Below are 4024 nucleotides of genomic sequence, written 5' to 3'. Positions count from 1 at the left end.
AGAATGAACTAGTTGTTTATCATATCGTTACAAGAAACAAGATGAGGGTAGGACAGGTAATTGATTTTAGTGAGAATCAAAAAAATACGTTATATCACTTCTTTTTTGAAAAAGAACAATTAAATTCCAAGGGAGAAGACTTTGTTCAAATTTTTCAAAATGAATACACAAATGAAGGGGTGAACTTAACTAAAGAGGATGCAGAGGTTGGTCTTAAATATTTGGATCAAACGACTAGAGCAATCCGCGAAACGATAGTAGAAATGGTTAGATTAGAGGAATATCCGAATTACCCATCTAGATTATCCTGTCTATATGCTACAAAAAGCTTAGAGGATGCACTCAAATGGGTAGACTTATTTAATTCCTATAATCGGCAGGTCTTACAGCTTGTTAAACTTCGAGTTTTTGGGAAATCCTTTGAGGGAGATGCTAGCTTTTTGCCAAAGGAAGATGGTATATCTTTTGCAAAGAAAATAGAGCAGGCAAGAGCGTATTGGCAAGGAAATGTAATCAGTGAACTACCCGAGATGTTGGTGGATGGAAAAATTGAAGTTGTAGAAATTATAGAAGAGTATGTATAATGCTGGGAGGTTAACAATGATTCGATATTTGGTGTTTCTTATAATACTGATATCCGTTGTTAGTTTATGGGGTTGTAAAGAAGAAAGTCAGGAAGAGCGATTTATCATGGAGGGTATAGTAGCAGAGGTATCTGATGCTCATGTTTTTATTTATGAAGAGCAACCAGGAATAGATAGAATTCTTACAAAGGAGGAAATTATATCTAAATCTATTCAATCTTCTTCCTTTGGATTTGACGAAAAAGTAACTGATATAGAGGTTGGGGACAAGGTGAAAGTCTGGTATGATGCCCTGGACCAAAGTTTACCAGGCTCTGGTCATGGTACTAAAATTATATTAATAAAGAGACCGTAGTGTATACGGTCTCCGTTAGCTAATACTTATTGAGCAAATGCAGTAGAAACATTATTGAGCATTGCTTGTTTGCTGGATTCATCAGCTGATTTCCACCATTTTTCAAAAATTACGCCTAGACCAGGTAGTAAATGTTCTTCTCCTCGGTTAATCGCATCTTCTACCACTTCTTTAATATCAGTAGCTGAATTACCCTTTAGGTTAGCTGCTATTGCTTCTCGAATTTGAAAATCCATTTTTATCACTCCTTGTCTTCATCTTTCCCCATGTTTCGTCAACTATACATAATTTTTTTGAATTGACGGAAGATAATTATGAACATATGAACTAATCGAGGAACATGGTATAATCTTCTACAAAGAAAAGATGCTAAACTATTTGTTTTGCAGCATTTTAGAAAAAGGCGGTACACAATATGAAACGAATCGAATCTCCTCAAAACTCTTTAGTGAAGCATTGGAAAAAATTACTCAGTGTTCGAAAAGAAAGAGATAAAACTGGTGAATTTATCATTGAAGGCTATCATTTAGTAGAAGAAGCAATCAAACAAAAAGAACTTGTCTTAACTATCATGTTAAGTGATACAAGTGAAATTCCTGCCAGTTGGGACGTAGACAATCTAGAAATAGTTGAAATTAATGATGTTATTAAAAAAGAGCTTGCTGAAACAGAGCATACACAAGGCATTTTTGCACATTGTAAACAAAGTGCGGCTCAAGCAGATGAACAAGAAAATTGGAGTAAATTTTTATTAATTGATGCGGTTCAAGACCCAGGGAATATTGGAACGATGATTCGTACGGCTGATGCAGCGGGGATAGACGCTGTTATTCTTGGAAAGGGATCAGCTGATGCGTATAATTCTAAAACGCTTCGTTCTGCTCAAGGCTCTCATTTCCATATACCTGTTTTAAAAGGTGACTTAAGCTATTGGGTCGAACAGCTAAAAGAGAAAAATGTAAAAGTATATGGAACGGCATTTGAAAATTCAACCCCGTTTCATGAGGTAGAGAAAAGTGATGCGTTTGCATTAATAGTAGGAAACGAAGGTAGCGGTATACAAGCAAGTCTTTTAGAACAAACGGACCAAAATATTATTGTTCCTTTATTGGGCCAGGCGGAATCTTTAAATGTTGCAGTCGCAACAGGAATTCTTCTTTATGGTCTTACGTTGAGATAAATACCCTTGATGAAATGTTTAAAAGTCCGTATAATAGATAATAATTTGATAAATAAGAAAAGCTGTCATCGGGAAAAGTATATATGATTATTCGAATGTAGGGATTTTGCGCCTTGACTGGAAGCGTAAATGGAGAATTCATATAGAAGTTCACCCCGTTAGCTGCCACCGGGACCAGTATTTACTGTAAAGGTGTGCCGGTGTAGAGCCGTTATTCGAATTGAGTGATTGCACGTATAGTTGTGCAATAATCAGGGTGGTACCGCGAAATTAGTCCTCGTCCCTTTTATAGGGGCGGGGATTTTTTATTTTGTCAATTAGGAGGGATTTTTCAAATGGAAGCACAACTTCAACAGTTAAAAGAAGAAGCATTACAAAAAATTGAAGCTTCACAAAACACAAAAGAATTAAATGATGTGAGAGTAGCGTATTTAGGAAAAAAAGGACCGATTACAGATTTATTAAAGGGTATGGGTAAACTCCCAGCTGAGGAACGTCCAAAAATGGGAGCACTTGTCAATGTCGTGCGTGAAGAAGTAACTGCCGTTTTAGAAGCACGTATGACATTACTTCAAGAACAAGCGATTCAAGAACAGCTTGCAAAAGAGTCTATCGATGTAACATTACCGGGAAGACCAGTGAAAACAGGAAATCATCATCCACTCACACGTGTAGTGGAGGAAATTGAAGATCTATTTTTAAGCATGGGTTATGAAATTGCCGAGGGTCCTGAGGTAGAAAAGGATTACTACAATTTTGAAGCGTTGAATTTACCTAAAGGACATCCAGCTCGTGATATGCAGGATTCCTTCTATATTTCAGAGGATATTCTATTGCGTACGCATACCTCTCCAGTTCAAGCACGCACGATGGAAGCAAAAGAAGGGCAACCAATTAAGATCATTTGTCCTGGTAAGGTATATCGTCGTGATAATGATGATGCTACCCATTCTCATCAATTTACTCAAATCGAAGGTTTAGTCATCGGTGAAAATATTCGTATGAGTGATTTAAAAGGTACTTTATCTTTATTCGCGAAGAAAATGTTCGGAGAAGATCGTGAAATTCGACTGCGTCCAAGTTTCTTCCCATTCACAGAGCCTTCTGTAGAGATGGATATCTCTTGCTTCAAATGTGGAGGAAGTGGTTGTAACGTATGTAAGAAAACAGGCTGGATTGAAATCCTAGGAGCAGGTATGGTTCATCCTAATGTTCTTGAGATGGCTGGCTATGATTCTAAAAAGCTTTCTGGTTTTGCGTTTGGTATGGGACCAGAGCGTATTGCAATGTTGAAATATGGAGTGGAAGATATTCGTCATTTCTATACAAATGATGTGCGTTTCTTATCGCAATTCCACCGAACAGAAGTGTAAGGAGGAAATGACATGTTAGTATCAACAAAATGGTTATCAGAATATGTAAACACACAAGGGTTGGACCCAAAAGACTTAGGTGAGAAAATTACTCGCTCAGGAATAGAAGTAGATGCAGTGATTGATCGCTCTCTAGGCATGACAAATGTAGTAGTTGGATATGTAAAGGAAAAAGTAAAACATCCAGAAGCAGATAAGCTAAACATCTGTCAGGTGGACGTAGGAGATGAAATCACTCAAATTATTTGTGGTGCTCCGAATGTTGACGCTGGTCAAAAGGTAATCGTTGCACGTCCTGGAGCTGTGTTACCGGGTGGCATTAAAATTAAAAAAGCAAAGTTACGCGGTGAAGTATCTAATGGAATGATTTGTTCTCTTCAAGAGCTAGGTATTGAAGGTCGCCTCGTATCCAAAACGTATGCAGAAGGTATTTATGTTCTTCCTGAAACTGCGGTACCAGGTGAAAGTGCTCTTCCTTTATTAGGATTAGATGATGTCGTATTAGAGTTAGGCTTAACACCAAACCGCTCGG

The 4024-nt window shown here is 37.6% G+C and carries 6 protein-coding genes and 1 other annotated feature; of the genes, 5 read left to right on the top strand and 1 reads right to left on the bottom strand.

Annotated features, from left to right (window positions below; translation table 11 throughout):
- Both AC06OU_RS12080 and AC06OU_RS12075 read left to right on the top strand, forming a co-directional pair.
- On the top strand, positions 1–584 hold a 584-nt coding region (locus AC06OU_RS12080; protein ID WP_475856053.1), incomplete at its 5' end, for a DUF2441 domain-containing protein.
- A gap of 16 nt (positions 585–600) precedes the next feature.
- Complete coding sequence (locus tag AC06OU_RS12075; RefSeq protein WP_475856051.1) at positions 601–939, top strand: DUF3221 domain-containing protein; 339 nt, start codon at positions 601–603, stop codon at positions 937–939.
- A gap of 26 nt (positions 940–965) precedes the next feature.
- Here the strand turns inward: AC06OU_RS12075 and sspI are convergent, their stop codons facing one another.
- Positions 966–1175, bottom strand: coding sequence for a small acid-soluble spore protein SspI (sspI, locus tag AC06OU_RS12070; RefSeq protein ID WP_169360284.1), 210 nt, complete (start codon positions 1173–1175; stop codon positions 966–968).
- A 179-nt stretch (positions 1176–1354) separates the two neighbouring features.
- On the opposite strand from sspI, the gene AC06OU_RS12065 reads away from it, so the two are divergent.
- The 3 genes from AC06OU_RS12065 to ytpR form a co-directional block, all read left to right on the top strand.
- Positions 1355–2119, top strand: coding sequence for a TrmH family RNA methyltransferase (locus AC06OU_RS12065; protein ID WP_475856049.1), 765 nt, complete (start codon positions 1355–1357; stop codon positions 2117–2119).
- Positions 2120–2174: 55 nt separating this feature from the next.
- Positions 2175–2407: a binding site (T-box leader), on the top strand.
- Between the two features lie 47 nt (positions 2408–2454).
- Positions 2455–3492, top strand: a complete 1038-nt coding sequence (gene pheS, locus AC06OU_RS12060) for a phenylalanine--tRNA ligase subunit alpha (RefSeq protein WP_169360282.1) — start codon at positions 2455–2457, stop codon at positions 3490–3492.
- A gap of 12 nt (positions 3493–3504) precedes the next feature.
- A partial coding sequence (ytpR, locus tag AC06OU_RS12055) for a YtpR family tRNA-binding protein (protein ID WP_475856047.1) occupies positions 3505–4024 on the top strand: 520 nt, incomplete at its 3' end.

Source organism: Psychrobacillus sp., from assembly GCF_056205495.1.
This window is presented reverse-complemented; position numbering and strand designations above follow the sequence as displayed.

Excerpts from the sequence above, each read along its gene's own strand:
- pheS (WP_169360282.1), top strand. The coding sequence starts at position 2,455 with ATGGAAGCACAACTTCAACAGTTAAAAGAAGAAGCATTACAAAAAATT.
- sspI (WP_169360284.1), bottom strand. The coding sequence starts at position 1,175 with ATGGATTTTCAAATTCGAGAAGCAATAGCAGCTAACCTAAAGGGTAAT.
- AC06OU_RS12075 (WP_475856051.1), top strand. The coding sequence starts at position 601 with ATGATTCGATATTTGGTGTTTCTTATAATACTGATATCCGTTGTTAGT.
- AC06OU_RS12065 (WP_475856049.1), top strand. The coding sequence starts at position 1,355 with ATGAAACGAATCGAATCTCCTCAAAACTCTTTAGTGAAGCATTGGAAA.